This window comes from Rhizocola hellebori (assembly GCF_016862955.1).
GTDB classification, from domain to species: domain Bacteria; phylum Actinomycetota; class Actinomycetes; order Mycobacteriales; family Micromonosporaceae; genus Rhizocola; species Rhizocola hellebori.
Genome location: NZ_BONY01000013.1, coordinates 37,652 through 56,194 on the forward strand (window position 1 = coordinate 37,652; position 18,543 = coordinate 56,194).

The 18,543-nt window shown below is 65.9% G+C and carries 21 protein-coding genes and 2 tRNA genes; 10 read left to right on the plus strand and 13 right to left on the minus strand.

Going from position 1 to position 18,543, the window contains the following annotated elements; all coding sequences use genetic code 11:
• Positions 1-33 precede the first annotated feature (33 nt).
• Together Rhe02_RS12710 and Rhe02_RS12715 are read left to right on the plus strand one after the other, a co-directional pair.
• Positions 34-2,118, plus strand: coding sequence for an RNA degradosome polyphosphate kinase (locus Rhe02_RS12710; protein WP_275412612.1), 2,085 nt, complete (start codon positions 34-36; stop codon positions 2,116-2,118).
• A gap of 10 nt (positions 2,119-2,128) precedes the next feature.
• A complete protein-coding gene (locus Rhe02_RS12715; protein ID WP_203908375.1) occupies positions 2,129-3,298 on the plus strand; it encodes a CHAD domain-containing protein in 1,170 nt (389 codons plus the stop codon).
• On the opposite strand, the gene Rhe02_RS12720 is transcribed toward Rhe02_RS12715, so the two are convergent.
• A complete protein-coding gene (locus tag Rhe02_RS12720) occupies positions 3,295-3,651 on the minus strand; it encodes a DoxX family protein (RefSeq protein ID WP_203908376.1) in 357 nt (118 codons plus the stop codon). The genes Rhe02_RS12715 and Rhe02_RS12720 overlap by 4 nt on opposite strands.
• Positions 3,652-3,747: 96 nt before the next feature.
• On the opposite strand from Rhe02_RS12720, the gene Rhe02_RS12725 reads away from it, so the two are divergent.
• Positions 3,748-4,365, plus strand: coding sequence for a TetR/AcrR family transcriptional regulator (locus Rhe02_RS12725; RefSeq protein ID WP_203908377.1), 618 nt, complete (start codon positions 3,748-3,750; stop codon positions 4,363-4,365).
• A gap of 40 nt (positions 4,366-4,405) precedes the next feature.
• Here the strand turns inward: Rhe02_RS12725 and Rhe02_RS12730 are convergent, their stop codons facing one another.
• The 3 genes from Rhe02_RS12730 to leuC all read right to left on the minus strand — a co-directional run bounded on the left by Rhe02_RS12730 (position 4,406) and on the right by leuC (position 7,179).
• Positions 4,406-4,978, minus strand: coding sequence for an HU family DNA-binding protein (locus tag Rhe02_RS12730; RefSeq protein ID WP_203908378.1), 573 nt, complete (start codon positions 4,976-4,978; stop codon positions 4,406-4,408).
• 175 nt (positions 4,979-5,153) lie between these two features.
• On the minus strand, positions 5,154-5,741 hold the full coding sequence (leuD, locus tag Rhe02_RS12735; protein ID WP_203908379.1) for a 3-isopropylmalate dehydratase small subunit: 588 nt from the start codon (positions 5,739-5,741) through the stop codon (positions 5,154-5,156).
• A 19-nt stretch (positions 5,742-5,760) separates the two neighbouring features.
• Positions 5,761-7,179, minus strand: a complete 1,419-nt coding sequence (gene leuC / locus Rhe02_RS12740) for a 3-isopropylmalate dehydratase large subunit (RefSeq protein ID WP_203908380.1) — start codon at positions 7,177-7,179, stop codon at positions 5,761-5,763.
• Positions 7,180-7,220: 41 nt separating this feature from the next.
• Here leuC and Rhe02_RS12745 point away from each other — a divergent pair, with 41 nt between their 5' ends.
• Entirely contained in the window at positions 7,221-7,907 is a 687-nt protein-coding gene (locus tag Rhe02_RS12745) for an IclR family transcriptional regulator (protein ID WP_203908381.1), read from the plus strand.
• Between the two features lie 57 nt (positions 7,908-7,964).
• Positions 7,965-9,674: a hypothetical protein gene (locus Rhe02_RS12750; protein WP_203908382.1), complete on the plus strand. Its 1,710-nt coding sequence runs from the start codon at positions 7,965-7,967 to the stop codon at positions 9,672-9,674.
• A 45-nt stretch (positions 9,675-9,719) separates the two neighbouring features.
• Here Rhe02_RS12750 and Rhe02_RS12755 read toward each other — a convergent pair.
• The 3 genes from Rhe02_RS12755 to Rhe02_RS12765 form a co-directional block, all read right to left on the minus strand.
• Positions 9,720-9,792 (minus strand) — tRNA-Glu (locus Rhe02_RS12755).
• Positions 9,793-9,841: 49 nt separating this feature from the next.
• Positions 9,842-9,913 (minus strand) — tRNA-Gln (locus Rhe02_RS12760).
• 73 nt (positions 9,914-9,986) lie between these two features.
• Positions 9,987-10,748 carry a fumarylacetoacetate hydrolase family protein gene (locus tag Rhe02_RS12765; protein WP_203908383.1) on the minus strand — a complete coding sequence of 254 codons (762 nt, stop codon included), beginning with the start codon at positions 10,746-10,748 and terminating at the stop codon, positions 9,987-9,989.
• Between the two features lie 176 nt (positions 10,749-10,924).
• On the opposite strand from Rhe02_RS12765, the gene Rhe02_RS12770 reads away from it, so the two are divergent.
• Positions 10,925-11,779, plus strand: a complete 855-nt coding sequence (locus tag Rhe02_RS12770; protein WP_203908384.1) for a 3-methyladenine DNA glycosylase — start codon at positions 10,925-10,927, stop codon at positions 11,777-11,779.
• Here Rhe02_RS12770 and Rhe02_RS12775 read toward each other — a convergent pair.
• Both Rhe02_RS12775 and Rhe02_RS12780 read right to left on the minus strand, forming a co-directional pair.
• A complete protein-coding gene (locus Rhe02_RS12775; RefSeq protein WP_203908385.1) occupies positions 11,776-12,210 on the minus strand; it encodes a GNAT family N-acetyltransferase in 435 nt (144 codons plus the stop codon). The genes Rhe02_RS12770 and Rhe02_RS12775 overlap by 4 nt on opposite strands.
• 30 nt (positions 12,211-12,240) lie before the next feature.
• Positions 12,241-12,819, minus strand: coding sequence for a DUF1684 domain-containing protein (locus Rhe02_RS12780; protein ID WP_203908386.1), 579 nt, complete (start codon positions 12,817-12,819; stop codon positions 12,241-12,243).
• Between the two features lie 22 nt (positions 12,820-12,841).
• On the opposite strand from Rhe02_RS12780, the gene Rhe02_RS12785 reads away from it, so the two are divergent.
• Positions 12,842-13,210 carry a GntR family transcriptional regulator gene (locus tag Rhe02_RS12785; RefSeq protein WP_203908387.1) on the plus strand — a complete coding sequence of 123 codons (369 nt, stop codon included), beginning with the start codon at positions 12,842-12,844 and terminating at the stop codon, positions 13,208-13,210.
• Here the strand turns inward: Rhe02_RS12785 and Rhe02_RS12790 are convergent.
• Positions 13,130-13,639, minus strand: coding sequence for a gluconokinase (locus tag Rhe02_RS12790; protein ID WP_239123738.1), 510 nt, complete (start codon positions 13,637-13,639; stop codon positions 13,130-13,132). The genes Rhe02_RS12785 and Rhe02_RS12790 overlap by 81 nt on opposite strands.
• 105 nt (positions 13,640-13,744) lie before the next feature.
• Here Rhe02_RS12790 and Rhe02_RS12795 point away from each other — a divergent pair, with 105 nt between their 5' ends.
• On the plus strand, positions 13,745-15,292 hold the full coding sequence (locus tag Rhe02_RS12795; protein WP_203908504.1) for a RecQ family ATP-dependent DNA helicase: 1,548 nt from the start codon (positions 13,745-13,747) through the stop codon (positions 15,290-15,292).
• Here the strand turns inward: Rhe02_RS12795 and Rhe02_RS12800 are convergent.
• Positions 15,285-15,557, minus strand: a complete 273-nt coding sequence (locus Rhe02_RS12800; RefSeq protein WP_203908505.1) for a GlsB/YeaQ/YmgE family stress response membrane protein — start codon at positions 15,555-15,557, stop codon at positions 15,285-15,287. The two genes, Rhe02_RS12795 and Rhe02_RS12800, sit on opposite strands and share 8 nt — an antisense overlap.
• A 94-nt stretch (positions 15,558-15,651) precedes the next feature.
• Between Rhe02_RS12800 and Rhe02_RS12805 the strand changes: the two genes are divergently transcribed.
• The gene (locus tag Rhe02_RS12805) at positions 15,652-15,927 is read left to right on the plus strand and encodes a DUF6458 family protein (RefSeq protein WP_203908389.1); all 276 of its coding nucleotides are present in this window, start codon (positions 15,652-15,654) and stop codon (positions 15,925-15,927) included.
• A 17-nt stretch (positions 15,928-15,944) separates the two neighbouring features.
• Here Rhe02_RS12805 and Rhe02_RS12810 read toward each other — a convergent pair whose 3' ends face one another.
• Positions 15,945-16,370, minus strand: a complete 426-nt coding sequence (locus tag Rhe02_RS12810) for a DUF350 domain-containing protein (protein ID WP_203908390.1) — start codon at positions 16,368-16,370, stop codon at positions 15,945-15,947.
• A gap of 13 nt (positions 16,371-16,383) precedes the next feature.
• Positions 16,384-17,736 carry a type I glutamate--ammonia ligase gene (gene glnA, locus Rhe02_RS12815; protein WP_203908391.1) on the minus strand — a complete coding sequence of 451 codons (1,353 nt, stop codon included), beginning with the start codon at positions 17,734-17,736 and terminating at the stop codon, positions 16,384-16,386.
• A gap of 96 nt (positions 17,737-17,832) precedes the next feature.
• Between glnA and Rhe02_RS12820 the strand changes: the two genes are divergently transcribed.
• The gene (locus Rhe02_RS12820) at positions 17,833-18,543 is read left to right on the plus strand and encodes a hypothetical protein (protein WP_203908392.1); all 711 of its coding nucleotides are present in this window, start codon (positions 17,833-17,835) and stop codon (positions 18,541-18,543) included.

An 18,543-nucleotide genomic window follows, 5' to 3' on the forward strand; every position in this document is an offset into this window, starting at 1 on the left:
CGCGTTAACCCGGAGCTGGGTGAAAATGAGCTGGTGGCATCTCGTCGCAAGAAAGAACCTCCGCCCTTGGCCGAAGACCGCTATCTGAATCGGGAGCTGTCCTGGCTCGACTTCAACGCCAGGGTGCTGGCGCTCGCCGAAGATGAGCGGGTTCCCCTGCTCGAAAGAATCAAGTTCCTCGCCATCTTCGCAAGCAACCTCGACGAGTTCTTCATGGTGCGCATCGCGGGTCTGCATCGGCGGTTGCAGACCGGGCTTCCCGCGCGGGGCGCCGACCAGCTTCCGCCGCGCGCCCAGCTGGAAGTGATCGCCGAGCGCACGGCCGAGCTGGTGGCGAGGCAGGCTGCGCTGTTCGCAGACAAGATCCGGCCCGGTGTGGAAGAGGCCGGTATCAAGATCCTCACTTGGTCCGATTTGGACCGAGGAGACCGCGAGCAGCTGCGCGCCTACTTTCACGACCGCATCTTTCCCGTGCTCACCCCGCTAGCCGTCGACCCGGCGCACCCTTTCCCCTATATATCGAGCCTGTCGCTCAACCTGGCCGCCGTCGTCCGCGATCCCCAGTCCGGACAAGAGCTTTTCGCTCGGGTCAAAGTGCCCAACAACGTGCCGCGCTTCGTGACCCTCAGCGCCGACGGCCCCAACCTTCGCTTCCTGCCCCTGGAAGAGCTGATCGCCAACCAACTCGGGCAGCTGTTCTCCGGCATGACCGTGGTGGAGCACCACGTCTTCCGGGTCACCCGCAACGCTGACCTGGAAATCGACGAGGAACGCGACGAAGACCTCATCGAGGCGATGGAGCGGGAGCTGGCACGGCGCCGCTTCGGGCCCCCGGTGCGCCTCGAGGTGGCGGCCACCATCTCCGACCACGTGCTGCAAACCCTTGTGGAAGAGCTGGAGGTCAACAGCCACGACGTGCTGCGGGTGCCGGGGTTGCTGGACATGTCCGGGCTGTGGCAGATCCACGCCATCGACCGGCCCGAGCTCAAGGACCCCACCTTCGTACCCGCCACGCATCCCCGGTTGCTGGAAGGCGAAAAGACCCGCAGCGTCTTCAACATCCTGCGCGACGGCGACATCCTCGTGCACCACCCCTACCATTCGTTCTCCACCAGCGTGCAGCGCTTCATCGAACAGGCGGCCGCCGATCAATACGTGCTCGCCATCAAGCAGACCCTCTACCGGACCTCCGGGGACTCCCCGATCGTTGACGCCCTTGTCGCCGCCGCCGAAGCGGGCAAGCAGGTGGTGGTCCTGGTGGAGGTGAAGGCCCGCTTCGACGAGGAGGCCAACATCGGCTGGGCCCGCAAGCTGGAGCGCGCCGGATGCCATGTCGTTTATGGACTGATCGGCCTGAAGACCCATTGCAAGACCGCTTTGGTGGTACGCGAGGAAGGCGGCCAGATCAGAAGGTACTGCCACATCGGGACAGGCAACTACCACCCGAAGACGGCTCGCCTCTACGAAGATCTGGGTGTACTCACCGCCGATCCCGAGGTGGGCGCCGACCTGACCGACCTGTTCAACACCCTCACCGGATACAGCAGGCAAACCTCGTACAGGCGGTTGCTGGTGGCCCCGCACGGGATCCGTACCGGCATCATCCATCGCATCGACCGCGAGATCGAGCATGCCCGCAGGGGTGATGAAGCCCTGATCCAAATAAAGGCCAACTCGCTCGTCGACGAGCAGGTGGTCGATGCGCTCTATCGGGCCTCCCAGGCCGGTGTGAAGGTAGATCTCATCATCCGCGGCATGTGCACCCTCAAGCCCGGCGTCGCCGGGCTGTCCGAGAACATCCGCGTCCGCTCCATTCTCGGCCGGTTCCTGGAGCATTCCCGGGTCTTCCGGTTTGGAAACAACGGCTCCTCGGAGTTCTGGATCGGCTCGGCCGACCCGATGCACCGCAACCTCGATGCCCGGGTCGAAGCGCTGATTCAGGTGGTGGACAACGATGCCTGCTTGCAGCTGGACAAGCTGCTCGCGGCGGCCATGTCCGACCAGCGGGAGGCTTTCGACCTCGCCTCAGACGGAAGCTGGTCGCGACGCGTGTCGACTCCGGAGGCCCCCCTCACCGATCTGCAGCAGGCCCTGCTACAACAGGTCATTCGCGGCTAGGCTGACCCGCATGCCCAGGCGGGAAAGCAGGTACGAGGTCGACGCCCAGTTCCGGCTGAGCGACCACCTCGGCCCCGCGATGCACTCCTATAAAGAGGAGACGGCGTTGCTCCCGCTGGCGTCGTCCGGTCCGGAGGGTCCGGCGACGACGGTGGCGTTCGTGCGTTCTCGCCGATACCGGCTGCCCGGGGTGAAACTGATCGAGGTCGAGATCTCCACCGCGACCCGCCTGCTGCGCTCGATTCGCCTGGTCGGCACGGCCGCCGCGGTGTCCACTGTGGAAGGACAGCTGCTGGCCGCCGGGGCTCAGGAGGTACCGCCCGGCCGCCAGCTTGAGCGGCTGCTGGAGACCGGCGCTGCGGCCGAGGCTCTTGCCCAGGAGCAGGCGAGCCCTGTCGTGCAGGCCATCCAGAGCGGCGTGCATCGGATCCTCAGTCACGACCCGCTCGTACGCACAGGAGACCCGCTGCCCAACGGGGATACCCCGGTGCATCAGATGCGGGTGGGCTGCCGTCGTCTGCGCTCCGACCTGAAGACCTTCGGCCCGCAGCTGCGCCGGCCGTGGGCCCGGTCGCTGCGTGAGGAGCTGCGCTGGCTCGCCGGGCTCCTCGGCGGGGCACGGGATATAGAGGTGTTGCGGGCGAGGCTGACCCGCACGGCCGCCGCCGATCCGCTCACCTCGATCGACGGCGCCGCGGTGGAACGGATCGACGCCGCCCTGGCCGCGCGGCAGCGCGAGGCGATCGGAGCGCTCGCGCAGGCCATGGGGGGCAAGCGGTATCTGGATCTGGTCGGCCGGCTTACCAGCGCCGCCTTAAATCCGCCGCTCACCCACGCTACCGGGGCCGCCGCCGCGACCCCTGTCGTCCCAGCGGAACTGAACCCACCGGGTGAGCACGCGCCCGACGAGCAATGGCATGCGTGGCGTATAGAGGTCAAGCGGGTCCGGTACGCGACAGAGGCTCTGAAGGGGCGAAAGGACCCTCGGGCGCGAGAGCTGGCCCACTTTCAGGATCTGCTCGGCGAGCATCAGGATGCGGCCGTCGCCGCCGACACCTGGCTATCCTTTGCCACCGACCCAGAACTCGCGGTGACCGCGGGAAGGCTCTATGAGCGCGAACGCGCGGCCATCCGCGAGGTACGGGCGACAGTGGTCGAATTGCTACGCAACTCAGACTAGAAACGGTTGAGCGCCACGAATAGGGCAAGGCCGCCGAGAATAGCGTTGAAAAGGATCGCCGAATACTCTTTGCGGCGCACGTGGACCAGGGCCGCAAGCACCATCACCAGGGCAAGGCCACTCGCCGCCAGCGGGGTCAGCACGGGCAGGATCCCGGTGGCCCACGGCAGGATCAGCCCGAGCGCGGCCAGCAGCTCGACGGCGCCGATCAGCTTCACCGTGCCGGCCGAAAAGTCCTCGACGTAGGCCATCTTCGGCTGGAGCTCCGCTTTGGGCTTGGTGAGCTTGAGAAATCCGCCGCCCGCGAAGGCTGCCGCGAGCAACCCCTGAACTATCCATAGCGCAATGTTCATGTATCTCTCCCCTTAAGTGATGGATCTCCTCCATTTACCTGGGGCGCACGCTAACACTAAGCGGAGGTTGCCGTCCACTTCTGCTACGATCTGATCATGATGATGCGGGCGGATGCTGCTAGAAATCGGGAACTCATCCTCGATGCCGCTTGTCACGCCTTCGCCGACCGTGGGCCAGACGTGCCACTGGAGGAGATCGCGGCGGTGGCCGGAGTCGGTGTCGCGACCTTATACCGGCGCTTTCCCACCCGGGAGGACCTGCTCGAGGCGGTCGCTTCCCGCCACATCGAGCTCTACGAAAAGGCATTGCGAAAAGGGCTGGCCGACCCCGATCCCTGGCGGGGCTTCAGCGGCTTTGTCCGCGCCGCCACCGAGATCCAGGCGCGCCAGCCGGGCCTGGCCGAGGTGTTAATGGTGCCCTGTCACGGGCCTGACGAGGCGCGCAGCGCCGCCGTCTTCGAGGGCTACCTGGAGTTGGTGCACCGGGCCAAACTCGACGGGTCGCTGCGTGAAGACTATGTACCCGAAGATCTGCCCATGCTGCTGATGGCCAACGCCGGGGTCCTGCGCGGAACCTCCGCTACGGCCCCGCGCGCGTTCAAGCGTCTGGTTGAGTATCTCCTGCAGGCCTTTAGCTGCCCCAGCCGGCGGCCCCTGCCCGCGCCGCCGACGCCCGCCCAGATGCATCGGGCAATGAACAACCCCGCCGACTGAGTGCTTCCTGTCGACGGGGTTGTGCGAGTGCCGTTGGGGTTTAGCGCTTGGCGGCCTTCTTGGCCGGCGCCTTCTTCGCGGCAGTGGTGGTCTTCGTAGCGGCCTTGGCGGCCGTCTTGCGAACCGGCGCGGCCTTGGCCGTCACGGTCTTCTTGGCGGGTGCCGCCTTGGTGGCGGCCTTGGTGGCGGTCTTCTTGACGGCCGCCTTCTTCGCGGGGGCCGCCTTGGTCGCGGCCTTCTTCGCCGGCGCAGACTTCGCGGCGGTCTTCTTCGCGGGCGCAGCCGCGGTCTTCTTGGCGGCGGTCTTCTTCGCCGCAGTCGAGGTGCCGGTCTTGCCGGTCGCGACGGTCTCCTTGAAGCCGGCGCCGGGGCGGAACGCCGGGACAGTCGTCTTCTTCACCTTGACCGCTTCGCCGGTGCGAGGGTTGCGGGCCATCCGGGCCGCACGAGCGCGACGCTCGAAAACACCGAAGCCGGTGAGGGAAACCTTGTCTCCCTTGGTGACGGCGTTCTGGATTTCGGTGAGCGTGGCCTCGAGCACCGCCGCTGCCGTCTTCTTATCAGTGACGGTCGGGTGGGCGGCGATCGCATCGATGAGTTCGCTCTTGTTCATTTCTTCCTCCGGGTTGAGTCCCACTGGACTTTTTTAAGCACTCTGTGGAGCACAGTAAGCCTTATATTCTCAAGATGCCATTAGGACGATAAAAAAGCATCCTTGTGTCGCAAAAATAAACGACGGCCGCGCCCCTTGGTTCCTTTGGGACGCGACCGTTTTCTTACCCTATTTTTCAGTTCACAACCACTCCGAAGCTGGGCCGGGTTGTTTCGAAGGCCGATATGGAATCCGCGTGACGAAGCGTCAGTCCAATGTCGTCAAGGCCTTCCAGCAGCCGCCACCTGCTGAAATCGTCTAGGGCGAAAGGCCATACGAGCCCGGCGCACCTGACTTCGCGGGCGACCAAATCGATTTCGACCGCCATCGCCGGGTCGGCCTCGACGCGATCCCACAGCTGCTCGACCGCCTCCTGCGGTAGCTCAACGGTCAGCAGCCCCTGCTTCAACGAGTTACCCCGGAAGATATCGCCGTAACGGGGGGAGATGACCACCCGGAAGCCGTAGTCCAGCAACGCCCATACGGCGTGCTCCCGGGACGAGCCGGTGCCGAACTCAGGGCCTGCAACAAGAACGGTCGCCCCGGCGTAAGCCGGGTTGTTCAGGACAAACTCGGGATCCTCGCGCCAGGCGCTGAAAAGCCCGTCCTCGAAACCTGTCCGGGTCACCCGCTTAAGAAAGACCGCGGGAATGATCTGGTCGGTGTCCACGTTGGAACGCCGCAATGGCACAGCTGTTCCAATATGAGCGCTGAATTTCTCCATCTCTGGCTACCTCTTACCCTTACAGATCCGCCGGAGCGGAAAGCCGGCCCCGGACCGCGGTGGCCGCGGCGACCGCCGGCGAGACCAGATGGGTCCGCCCGCCTTTGCCCTGCCGGCCTTCGAAATTGCGGTTCGACGTGGACGCCGCCCGCTCGCCCGGCTTCAGGGTGTCCGGGTTCATGCCCAGGCACATGGAGCACCCGGCGAAGCGCCATTCGGCGCCGGCGGCCGTGAAAATCTCGTGCAGGCCTTCCTCCTCGGCTTCCGCTCGAACCTGGGCGGAGCCTGGGACCACGAGCATCCGCACGCCCTCAGCGACTTTGCGGCCGCGCAGGACGCTGGCGGCCAGCCGCAGATCCTCCATTCGCCCGTTGGTGCACGAACCGAGGAAGACCACATCCACCGCGACATCACGCAATGCGGTGCCGGGCCGCAGGTCCATGTACTCGACCGCGCGGCGGGCGGCGGCCCTTTCCGCCTCGGTGCCAAAGGACTCGGGATCGGGGACGACATCGCCCAGAGGCGCGCCCTGACCCGGGTTGGTGCCCCAGGTGACAAACGGCGTCAGCGAGCTGGCGTCGAGGTGCACCTCGGTGTCGAAGTGGGCACCCGGATCGGTCGGCAAGGTGCGCCAATAGGCGACGGCCGCATCCCATTGCGCGCCGGTCGGGGCGAATGGCCGACCCTCAAGCCAGGCAAAGGTCGTCTCGTCGGGTGCGATGAGACCGGCTTTGGCGCCCCATTCGATGGACATGTTGGAGACGGTCATCCGTCCCTCCATGCTCAGCTTCTCGATCGCGGAGCCCCGGTATTCCACCACGTAACCGCGCCCACCGCCGGTGCCCACCTTGGTGATGAGCGCCAGGATCAGGTCCTTGGCGGTGACATCGGCTGGCAGCTCTCCGGTTACCGTGACCGCCATCTGCTTCGGAACTGCCTGCTGCAGCGTCTGGGTGGCGAGCACATGTTCCACTTCGGAGGTGCCGATGCCGAACGCCAGGGCCCCGAAAGCGCCGTGGGTGGAGGTGTGCGAGTCGCCGCACACGATCGTCATGCCCGGCTGGGTAAGGCCTTGCTGCGGCCCCATCACGTGGACGACCCCCTGAATGGGATCTCCCAACGGGTGCAGCCGGACGCCGAATTCGGCGCAGTTCTTCCGCAGCGTTTCTATCTGGGTACGCGACACCGGATCGCTGATGGTCAGCAGATTGTCGGTCGGTGTGTTGTGGTCTTCAGTGGCGATGGTGAGATCCGGCCGCCGCACTTTGCGGCCCGCCAGTCGCAGCCCGTCAAAGGCCTGCGGACTGGTCACCTCATGAAGCAGATGTAAGTCGATATAGAGGAGATCGGGTTCGCCTTCTGACTTTGCTACTACGTGTGCATCCCAGACCTTCTGGGCAAGAGTCCTGCTCACTGGTGTCTCCCACCATCTGGACATCCCACAACTTGGGAGGTATGTTTCGGTGTGTGGGACACAGTATGTCTGGCGTTGGCGTGCTTGACAAGGCGGTCGTGATCCTTGCCGCCTGTGTTGATGGCGCGTCACTTGCTGAACTTGTCGAGCGCACCAAGCTGCCGCGGGCAACGGCGCACCGCCTGGCGCAAGCGCTGGAAATACACCGGATTCTGGTGCGAGACACGCATGGGCGGTGGCGCCCCGGCCCACGCCTTGGCGAGTTGGCCAACGCCGCTCCCGACGTGCTATTGACCGCGGCAGATCCCCTGCTCGCCGCATTACGGGACGCCACCGGCGAAAGCGCACAGCTCTACCTTCGGCGGGCCGATGAGCGCGTCTGTGTCGCGGCGGCGGAAAGGGCCAGCGGGCTTCGCGATACCGTTCCGGTGGGCGCGATCCTGCCCATGACGGCCGGTTCGGCGGCTCAGATCCTTTTGGCTTGGGAGCCACCGGAGGCGGTCATGCCTCTACTACCGCGCTGCCGGTTCACCGGCCGCACGCTAGCCGAGGTCCGACGCCGAGGCTGGGCCCAATCCGTGGCCGAGCGCGAGGCCGGCGTTGCCTCGGTGAGCGCGCCGATCCGTGACCGCACGGGAAGGGTCATCGCCGCGATCAGCGTCTCCGGCCCGATCGAGCGGCTGGGCCGCCGTCCCGGCGACCGGCATGCGATGGCCGTCGTCCGCGCGGGCCAACGCCTCTCCGGCCTATAGGACGAGCGCCCCTTGACGGGACAACGATCAAAGGCTTAGCCGCCTATCCTGCGATTCGTGACCGAACCCCAACCTCTGGCCGGAGCAGAACCTCTGGCCGAAGCCGCACCCGTGCTCGAAGCCGAAACCGGCACCGAGACGCTTTCCGTGCGGCGCAGCAAGACCCCGGTGATACTCGCAGGAGCGGTAGCCGTGGCACTGGTGTTAGGCGTCGGCGCCTTCATCGGCTACCGCCTCCTTTTTGGTGGCGGCCAGCCCGCGGAGCGTTTCCCCGCGTCCGCTGTCGCCTATATCTCTATAGATCTCACGCCAAGCGCTGACCAAACAGTTAAGTTGGTCAAGCTGGTCAAGAAGTTCCCCGATCACTCCGGCGACGCCGATCCCAAAGCAAGCATCGAGAAGCTGCTGGAGAAGCTCGAAATCAAGGGAATCGAGCCCAAGCGCGACATCACCAGCTGGCTCGGCTCCCGGCTGGCGCTCGGCGCGTGGTCTGACCCGCAGGGCGAAACCTATGGCCTGCTGGCCATCTCAAGCGAAGACGACAAGGCCGCCACGGCCGGGCTGACACGCATCCGGGACAAGTCGAGCCAAGGCATGGGATTCGTCGTCCGCGACGGGTACGCGCTGATTGCCGTCGGCGGCAAGCAGGCTCAGCGCGCCGCGGAAGCCGCCGACGCGGAAGCCGCCAAGAGCCCATTGTCGGCCCAGGCCGACTTCTCCACCGCACGCAAATGGCTGGCCGACGACCAGATAGTCGTGGCCTACGCCGACCTCGGTGGGCTGGGCCGGCTGGCCGACAAGTTCAGCAAAGACCTGCTCCCGGCGGGAGAAGATCTGGGTGACCTGAGCAAGACGTTCAAGGGCAGGGTGATCGGCGGCGCCCGGATAGAACAGGACGCCATCCTGGTGCGGTCACGCAGTTTTGGGGCCGAGCCCACTCAGACAGCGGCTATCGGTGACGCCATCGCCCGCCTGGGCGCGCTGCCTGCCGGGTCCGAGATCGCCGCGGTGGCAAGCCTTCCCAGCGGCCTTAGCGAGTCGCCGCTGGCCGGGATACCGCTAAGCGCGGCGCTCATCGGGGGAATGGGCCTGGGACCGAGCGGAGGCGGCCTGAGTCCCCAGGAGCAGACTGAGCTCAATGAGCTCATGAGCAAGGATCTCCAAAACAAGCTGACTCCCGCGGAGGAGGCGAGGCTCACCGAGCTGATGGACAAGACGTCTGGATTCGGCCCGGATCTCAGCCCGGCCGAGCAGAAGGAGCTGGACGCCTTGTTCAGCAAGGACGAGCTGACCGAGGCGGAGGAGAAGCGGGTCGAGGAACTGCTGGGCGGCGGCGCGACGGGCGGCGCGGGCCCGGACATCGACGCGGTCCTGCAAACCCTTTCCGGGGCCACCGTGGCGATCTCGATGACGGGTGTCGCCGACAAGCCGGCGCTGAGCATCGTGGCCGCCCTGGCGAAGGCACCTTCTGCCGACACCATCAGCTCGCTGAAGGAGATTTCCCCCGACCTGACGGTGTCGGTCGAGGGCACCACCCTCACCGCCAAGAGCGCGGGTTTCACGGCCGGCGGCAAGCTCGCCGACGATCCCCTGTTTAAGCGGGCCACCGCGGGCGCTCCCGGCAACCTGACCTTCGCCGCCTATGTCGACCTGAAGTTCGCGAAGAAGGCCGGCGGCCCGCAGACGGGCCCGCTGACCGGGCTGTGCCTCATGGCCGGCACCGACCAGGGCGATCAGGTCGCCCTGGCCCGCGTCCTGATTGGATAAAGCAGAGGTCCCGCATCACCAGGTGATGCGGGACCTCTGACCGCGTAGCCCCGAAGGGATTCGAACCCTCGCTACCGCCTTGAGAGGGCGGCGTCCTAGGCCGCTAGACGACGGGGCCCTAGGAGTTGCTCGCTAGACACTAACAAAAGTCCAGCGGGACATGCCCGCTGGGGTACCAGGACTCGAACCTAGACTAACTGAACCAGAATCAGTTGGGCTGCCAATTACCCCATACCCCATCAGCACGCCAGAACCGCGTGCCGGGGATGAACTTTACCCGACCGCACCCAGCGCACCAAATCCATACTCCACTCAGAGTGTCATGACCGGATTGTGCAGCTCACCCAGCCCGCCAATACGCACGCTGACCATGTCTCCACTGTTGAGCGGCGACACCCCGGCCGGGGTTCCGGTGAGGATCACGTCACCCGGAAGCAGGGTCATGATGTGCGACACATAGGCGATGAGGGTGGGCACATCAAAGACCATGTCCTTGGTTCGGCCCAGCTGGCGAACCTCCTCGTTGACCTCACAGCGCACCTCGACATCGCTGACGTCGACGTCCGTGGTGATCCAGGGCCCGATCGGGCAGAACGAGTCGAAGCCCTTGGCTCTCGTCCACTGGCCGTCGGAGCGCTGCAGGTCCCGGGCGGTGACATCGTTGGCGCAGGTGTAACCGAAGATCGCCGTGTGGGCGTTGGCCCGATCCACGCGCCGCGCCCCGGCCGCCCCGATCACCACCGCCAGCTCGGCCTCATGCTCCACCTGCTTGGACTGCGGAGGCAGCCTGATCACGTCGCGTGGGCCGATAACCGACGTGGACGGCTTGAGGAACAGCAGGGGCTCCTTTGGCACCTCTGAGCCGTGCTCAGCGGCGTGCTCGGCGTAGTTACGCCCGACACAGACCACCTTGCTCGGCAGGATCGGAGAGAGCAGCCGGACGTCGGCGACCGCCCATCGCTGATCCGTATGTTTGATCTCCCCGAACGGGTGGCCCTCGATGGCGACGATCGTCTCGCCCTCGACCACACCGAATGCCATACCGCCTGAATGAACGAAACGAGCTATCCGCACCCGACCAATCTACGATCCCCTCGGGGCGGCAGATGTCCTGGACTCGCCCTCCAGCGCTGTTCCGCACCCCTTGACCGATTTCATCCCCGAGGCCAGGCGGCCGGCCAGTGATCGTCCACAGTGGACGACTTTGGCACGCTGGCACGGGTCCACCCGCCGAAAGCTACCCTTGACCGGTGATTCTCCCCCGCCAGGAGTGGACGCAGCGGCGGCGCCGGCACACCGAACGTGTCGACGCTCTGGTCGGCGACCACCTGCAGCGGCGGCGCAATGGCGAGAAGCACCCGGTGGCCGACTTCCTCTTCACCTATTACTCCTACCGCCCGGGTCAGCTCAGACGCTGGCACCCCGGCCCCGGCGTCGCCTTGGCACAGGCCGACCCGGCCGAGTTCGGCCCGGAGTACACCATGGACACCGCCGGAAACCTCACCCTCGACCGGCAAGCGGTGCTGGCCAAGCGCGGGCAGGCCAGCTCCTGGATCCACGACCTGCTGGTGGCGACCGCTTCCCGGCAACCGCACTACGGCTGCTTCGGGATGCACGAGTGGGCGATGGTCTACCGCCAGGACCCGGCCCAGACACGGCACAACCGGATGCCCCTTCGGCTGGGCCCGGCCGGCACGGCCGATCTGGTGGAGGAGATAAAGGTCAGGTGCAGTCACTTTGACGCGTTCCGCTTCTTCACCCCGGCCGCCCGCCCGCTCAACCAGCTCCAGCCGACACGTGAGACCCAGGCGCAGCACGAGCAGCCGGGCTGCCTGCACGCCAACATGGACGTCTACCGCTGGGCCTACAAGCTTTCCCCGCTGGTTCCCAGCGAGCTGGTCGCCGACTGCTTCGAGCTCGCAGCGCAAATCCGGCTGCTGGACATGCGAGCCAGCCCATATGACCTGAGCTCGATGGGGGTCGAACCGCTGCCGATCGAGACCGCGGACGGGCGGGCCGAATATGTCCGGCAGCAGCGTGACTTCGCCGCCCGCGCCGGGCAGCTTCGCGCCAAGCTCATAGCCGGCTGTGCGCGCGTGCTCTAAAGCGTGATCTGGTAGACGATAAAGCCGCGGTTTAAGGCGACCTGGTCGTAAAGCCGGCGTGCGGTGGTGTTGGATTCGTGAGTCTGCCAGTAGACCCGGCTGCATTCCTGTTCGCGCGCCCATTCGGTGACCGCGGCGATCAGCGCCCGCGCCACTCCCTTGCCCCGGACGTCGGGGGCGGTGAAGAGGTCTTGCAGGTAGCAGACATCATAGGCGGAAGTGTTGGCGTGCTTGAGAAAGTGGGTTATGCCTACCAGCCTGCCATCGATCTTCGCCCCTAGCGCGTGCATCTGGGTGTCCTGCTGGAACGCCGCCCACGCCCGGTCGTACATGGCATCGGGAAGGGTGCGTTCATAGAAGTCGATATAGGCGCGGAACAGCGCTTCCCAAGCGGGCCTGTCTGCTTCAGCCAGCTTGCCGATCTCAACCACGGCGGTACCTACCTCCATTGTGGACAGTGATCACCCATGGTAGTTCATCTCACCGGCCGCGATTCGCGCGTCGAGCCAGTTTTCCCTTGGGGCTAAAGGACAAACCCAGGCATCGCTGTAAGCGCACGAGGGATTGTAGGCATAGTTGAAGTCGAGTCGGACCCGGGCCGGGCCGAGCACGGTGACGCCTCGGCCGAAGGTGCCCTTCACGGTGTCGGTGAGATAGCGGCCGCCGCCGTAACACTCCACACCGCAGGTGTTGTCGCGGAAGGGAAGGAACAGCCCGCCGCCGTAGGCCTTGACCCACCACAGGGTCAGCGGGCCCAACGGGGTCTGCACGAGGCCGGCCCGGGTGTAGCTGACGACGCCATCGGTGTCGCCGGTGTCGATTTCTATGGTTCCCTGCGCCGGATGGACCGCCGCCTCGAAGATGAGCTCGGCGGTGGGCGGGAAGTAACGCAGGCCGGTGAATCCGGCCGGGTCGACCGGAGACTGCGGGTGTGTGGCGAAGAGCTCATCCTTGGCCCGGCGAAACCCCTCCAGGTCCAGGTCGGACAGATGAATCTGGGCGACGCGCTCACGCCACAGCGCCAGCTCCAAATGATCCATTTCCTCAGGTTACCTTGTACGGATGATCGTCAAGGTTGACGCTGCGAGCGATGTCCCGGTCTACGAGCAGATCCGAACCCAGATAGCCAAGAAGATCGCGTCGGAGAAACTCCCGGCCGGCACGAAGCTGCCGACCATCCGGCAGCTCGCGGCCGATCTCGGCCTGGCCGTCAACACGGTGGCCCACGCCTATCGGGAGCTCGAGACGGCCGGGTTGGTGCAGACCAGGCCGAGGCACGGCACCACGGTGGCGCAGGGAACCGGCTCGCCTTCCCGGGAACGCCTGCGCCGCGAGGCGCACAGCTACGCGCTATTGGCCCGGGAGCTGGGACTGACCCGACGCGAGGCCAGAGACATTGTCGATGATGAATTGGACAAGGTCTTCCACTGAGGCGGTGGAGTCGATGGTCAGCACATCGAGCTCTTCCGGCCCCGGCTCCTGCAGCGCAGCGAACTGGCTGTCCAGCAGGTCGGCCTTGAAGAAGTGGCCAAACCGCCCGGTCAGCCGCTCCTGAGCCAGCTCTCGGCCAATTTTCAGGTAGACGAATTGGGCCGGGCGAAGGCGGTCGCGGTAGCCCGGTTTGAGAGCCGAACAGGCAACCACAGATGGATCATGGTCGGACATCCATGATCTGATTCGGTCGAGCCAGGGCCACCGATCGGTGTCGGAAAGCGGACGTCCGGCCGCCATTTTTTCCACGTTGGACCGAGGATGCAGATCGTCCCCATCCGCGAACGGCACCCCCATTCGTGCAGCTAACGCCGCACCGACCGTGCTTTTCCCGCTTCCCGCAACTCCCAGAACCACCAAGACCGTCACACATTGATTCTCCATGAGCCGGCGGACAAGGAGCTCACCCGGCGGCCCGCCAACACCGCGGATCCGCCAAGTGAGAGCTCCAAGTCCGGGGTAACGTGTGCCGTGATGTTGTTCCCCTCGTTGAAACTGAAGCGCGCCGCCAGGAACCATTTCGGTTGGCGCAAGCTGCGTAAGACCCAGCTGACCGCGATGAAGGCGATCCTGAAACGGCAGGACGTCCTGGTGGTGCTCCCGACCGGTGGCGGCAAATCCGCCATCTATCAGGTGCCGGCGACCCTGCTCAGCGGTCCGACCATCGTCATCTCACCGTTGCTGGCGCTGCAGCAGGATCAGATCGCCAATCTGAACGAGCGAGGGATAGGCGCTGTGCGGATCAGCTCCGCTGAAACCCCTCGCCAGCAGGACCAAGCCCTGATCGCCTTGCACGAGAAGCGCGCCCGTTACCTGTTCATCACCCCGGAGCAGCTCAGCCGCCCGGACAGGCTGGCCGCGGTCAAGGCGCTCAAGCCGGGCCTGGTCGCTGTCGACGAGGCCCACTGCATCTCGACCTGGGGACACGACTTCCGGCCCGACTATCTGTCGCTGGGCCAGTTCATCCGCGACCTGGGCCGCCCGCCCGTGGTGGCGCTGACGGCCACCGCCTCGCCGCCGGTGCGCGAGGACATCAGCCTGCGGCTCGGCTTGCGCAAACCCAAGGTTCTGGTGTCCGGCTTGGACAGACCGAACCTCTTCCTCGAGGTCGGCCACTGCCCGACCGAGGAGGTGCGCTGGCGCCGCCTGACCAGCCTGCTGCAGACCGATCCCGGCCAGGGCATCGTCTACGTGCCGACCCGGCGCAAGGCGGAAGACCTGGCCAAGAAGCTGACCGCGGCGGGGTTTAAGGCCCGTTCCTATCACGGTGGCATGTCCACCGGCCCGCGCGAGCAGCTGCACGAGGAGTTCCTCAGCGGCGACGTGCCCGTCATGGTGGCCACTTCCGCCTTCGGCATGGGGATAGACAAGCCCGACATCCGCTGGGTGGCCCACCTGGCCCTGCCCGACTCCCCCGACAGCTATCTGCAGGAGATAGGCCGGGCCGGACGCGACGGCGAGCAGTCGCGCGCGCTTCTGCTGTGGCAGCACGAGGACACCGGGCTGACCCGTTTCTTCAACGGCGGCCGCCCGGACGCCCATGAGCTGGAACGGCTGGCCACCGCGCTGCAAAGCGGGCCTGTGCGCAGTACCAAGAAAATCGCGCAGTTAATAGGTTTGCTGGAAGACATCGGGGCGTCGGGGATGAGCCCGGCCGAAGCGGCTCGCGCCGCCGTGGCCGAAGCCGACCGCCGCAGTGCCATGCAGAATTCGCGCATCGAGATGATGCTGGGCTTCGCCCAGGCGAAGGGCTGCCGCACCCGGGAATTGCTTGCCTACTTCGGCGAGCACATGGCCAGTGCCTGCAACCACTGTGACAACTGCGCCTCGGGCACCGTCGTCGAGGAGGCGGTCACCGAAGACCAGCCTTTCCCCGTGCACAGCACCGTCCGGCACCCGCAATGGGGTGCCGGAATGGTGATGTCGTATGCCGAGGACAAGATGACTATTCTCTTTGACCAGGTCGGCTATAAGACGCTGTCGGTACCGGTGGTGAAGGCCAACGGCCTGTTGGTCAGGTGATGCTGCGACGGCCGGAGAACCCGGCCACCAAAGCCACGCCGACGGCGGCGAGGGCGACCTGAATCAAAATCTCGACCCAGTCCACGCCGTCTGTGTCGGCCAGTCCTGCTCCTCTGGCGATCGCTGTGCCAAGCAGCGCCGCGACGATGCCGACGACCATCGTCAGCCAAATCGGAATGTTCTGGCGTCCCGGAAGCACCAGGCGACCGAGAGCACCGATGATGAGGCCAACGACGATGGCCGACAGAATTCCCGCAACAGTCATGTCCATGGGGTTCCCCGGCGGCCGCGTGAGTCAAACACGCCTTCTCGGGGTAAGCCTCTCAGCGACATCAAACGTCGCTGAAAGGAGACCCGTCGTGGGCATCGGCGCAAGCATCCTGCTCATCGCGGTCGGCGCAATCCTCACCTTCGCCCTGAACGTGTCGATTGGCTGGCTGGACCTGGACGTCGTCGGCTGGATCATGATGCTGGCCGGCGCGATCGGGCTGTTCATGACCACAGTGATCTGGGGGCCACGGCGTCGCACCGTGGTGACCCGCGACCACACCCCGATTGTCGACGAGCGGCCGGTGGTGACCCCGGACCGTTCCGTCGAGCGCGAACGGATCGTAGAGCGAGACACTCGAATCTAAAGTAGACAGTTTCCCCGTCAGGAAATACAGGCGCAGACAATGAGCGCGGCCCCGAAGTGGGAGGCCGCGACCACCTTCGCCGCTGGATGCGGCTCACTCTCGGCCATCAGCTCGCCGAGCTTGCCGGGGGTGAGCCAGTCCAGCAGATAGAAGGCACCCGCCATGAGCCCTATCCCGATGAGCCCGAAAAGGACAGTCGACGCCAGCCCCTTGCCGAACTCGCCGTAGCTGGTGAAGATCGCGGTGAAGACGATCGCCGCTATGCCAAGCTGGTTGGCTGCCAGGAGAAGTGCCGCGTTGGAGCTGCGGTCGATCCAGATGAGTTCGCGCAGCCGGCCCGGGGTGAGCAGGTCCACCACGACGAATCCCACCGCCATCAGGGCGATGCCGGCCATGCCGAACACCACGCTCTGCCAGGCACCCGTGATCAAGTCCTCGAACATGCCCGGCACGGTACTACAGCGCGCCCAGGTATTTCATCCGCTCGTAAGGCGTGACCTGGGGGCGGTATTCCTCCCATTCCGCCCGCTTGTTGCGCAGGAAGAAGTCGAAGACGTGCTCGCCGAGGACCTCGGCCACCAGCTCCGACCCGGCCATCACCTCGATCGCCTCGGAGAGGTTCTCCGGAAGCGCCGAATAGCCCATCGCCCGCCGCTCGGCACTGGACAGGGACCACACGTCGTCCTCGGCCCCGGGCGGCAGCTCGTAACCCTCCTCTATCCCCTTCAGCCCGGCCCCCAGCAGCACAGCGAAGGCCAGATAGGGGTTGGTGGCGGAGTCGAGCGAGCGCACCTCCACCCGCGCTGAGTTGGGTTTGCCATATGCGGGTACCCGAACCAGCGCCGACCGGTTCAGATGCCCCCAGCAGACGAAGGCCGGCGCCTCCGTGATCCGATCCGGAATCGCTTGCGGGAAAAGGCGTTTGTACGAGTTGACCCACTGGTTGGTGACCGCCGTGAACTCGCGCGCGTGCACGAGAACCCCAGCGATGAAAGCCTTCGCCGTCTTCGACAGCTTGTGCGGGTCGGCCGGATCGTGGAAGGCGTTGCGCTCGCCCTCGAACAGCGACAGGTGCGTGTGCATACCGCTGCCGGGCTGGTCGGTGAACGGCTTGGGCATGAAGGTCGCCCGCACCCCATGGGTCAGCGCCACCTCCCGCATCACATGCCGGAAGGTCATGATGTTGTCGGCCGTGGTGAGGGCGTCGGCGTAACGCAGGTCGATCTCCTGCTGGCCGGGCGCGACCTCGTGGTGGCTGAACTCCACCGAAATGCCGATGCGCTCCAGGGCCAGCACCGCCTGGCGGCGGAAATCGCGGGCCACGGCGTGGGTGGTGTGGTCGAAATAGCCGCCGGCGTCGACCGGAATCGGCACGCTGCCATCGATCGGCCCGTCCTCCAGCAGGAAGAACTCGATCTCGGGATGGGTGTAGAAGGTGAAGCCCTTGTCGGCGGCCTTCGACAGCGCGCGGCGCAGCACATGCCGCGGGTCGGCCCAGGAGGCGGTGCCGTCGGGCATGAGGATGTCGCAGAACATCCGGGCGCTTTCTCCCGAGGAACCACCCTCGAACGGGAAGACCTGGAATGTGGTGGGATCGGGCATCGCGATCATGTCGGACTCGTAGATCCGCGCGAAACCTTCGATCGCGGAACCGTCGAACCCGATGCCCTCATCGAAGGCGGCCTCAAGCTCGGCCGGCGCCACCGACACCGACTTGAGCGTGCCCAGCACATCCGTGAACCACAGTCTCACGAACCGGATGTCGCGTTCTTCGAGTGTGCGAAGGACAAACTCCTGTTGACGATCCACGGCCCCACCCTTTCAAACCGGTGTTACGCGCACGTTACGCCTCGAATGAAGTCGCGATCGGCGCAACCCGCCTCCGCCAAGCCGCGTTGGACGGTAGTGATCCCACGTCGGACGCTGGCCAACGGCACCCTGCTGGGGGTAGCGCTGCTTTCAGCGCTGACCCTCGCCGGAGTGCTCGGTGCCCGCGACACGCCCCGGCCGGCAGCCGCCGCCCCGTCGCCCGCGCCGCCGGAGCCGAACACCCGTTTCGCCACCCAGCCCGAGCTCCAGCAGGCACTGCTCAAGGTCGAAGACCTGCCCACGCCCTATGCCTCCGCCTCCAAGGCTACGGTTCACCGCGTCGCCCCGACCACCGAACGATGCGCTGGACTGCTTGATCCGGGGGCGCTGCTGCGGGAGGCGGCCGCCCGGGTGCTCTCCCACCCGGAGGCGACCGACCAGGCCACGTCGGAGATAGGCGGCCCGGCCCCGCTCACCCAGCTGCTGACCACCTTCGCCGGCGACGGCGCACAGCAGACGATGCTGGAGCTGCGCAGGATGGGCAACGGGTGCCGCGACTTCTCCACGACCGTCGATGGAGCGCCGGTTCGGGTGATGGCGACCGTGGTACGCGACGACACCACCACCTACTCGCTCAAGCTGACCCTCACCGGCAGCGGCCGCACCTCCGCCGGGTACCTCACCCTGGGCCGCGTCGGCCAGGTGATCTCCGTGCTCAAGCAGGTCGGCCCGGTGGAAGCCATCGCGGCCATCGATCCCATCAAGCTGGTGGATCTGACGCTGAGCAGGCTGACCCGGGGTCGCTAG